This window comes from Klebsiella sp. 4_1_44FAA, assembly GCF_000238715.1.
Taxonomy (GTDB): domain Bacteria; phylum Pseudomonadota; class Gammaproteobacteria; order Enterobacterales; family Enterobacteriaceae; genus Klebsiella; species Klebsiella pneumoniae.
Map to the genome: position 1 here is coordinate 1 of NZ_JH414864.1, position 616 is coordinate 616.

General features: G+C 42.9%; 2 protein-coding genes. Both read right to left on the bottom strand.

What is annotated here, in order from left to right; genetic code table 11:
* Positions 1–71: 71 nt before the first annotated feature.
* Entirely contained in the window at positions 72–302 is a 231-nt protein-coding gene (locus tag HMPREF1024_RS31595; protein ID WP_222609795.1) for a hypothetical protein, read from the bottom strand.
* On the bottom strand, positions 292–616 hold a 325-nt coding region (locus tag HMPREF1024_RS31600; RefSeq protein WP_222609796.1), incomplete at its 5' end, for an ABC transporter substrate-binding protein. The genes HMPREF1024_RS31595 and HMPREF1024_RS31600, both read right to left, overlap by 11 nt.

A 616-nucleotide genomic window follows, 5' to 3' on the forward strand; every position in this document is an offset into this window, starting at 1 on the left:
TCTATTGTACCACAATTTGAGGATAATGCACACAACAACTTTTTACAGGGACTCCTCCAGATCAGAAAGCATCACATCCAGTGCAGTGATTCCGCCTTCCGCAGTGTACCATACTGCCGGATGTTCCAGATAGATGATTTTTTCCATTTTTTGTAAGCATCTGTCTGCATAACAAGTTCATTTTCCATAATTTCTTTTGCCGTCTGTGCCCCGTCTGCCCCGATTGCCTGATCACGATCCATCACGAAAATATACTCTGGGTTTTTCTCGACAACTGTTTCAAATGAAGCTTCATTTTCCATGTGTTGAGGTACTTTCAGCAGCTGTCAGATTGTCAAATCCGATCTCCACTCCGATAATGGAGCATCTTCCGTCATTTCCCATTAAGTTAAAGCTTCCGCTTGTAGTCATTCCTACCAGTGCTGTATGCCCTTTTGCTTTTTCTGCCAATGCTTCAATTCTTTCATCAAAACCGGCTGTCTTTTCTTTTACTTCATCTTCCAGCCCAAACATAGAAGCAATCGTCTCTGCATTTTTTGTCACGCTTTTTACGACACCTGTCTCCACATCTGTCGAAAGGTATACAACCGGTGCAATTTCACTGAGCGCGTCATAG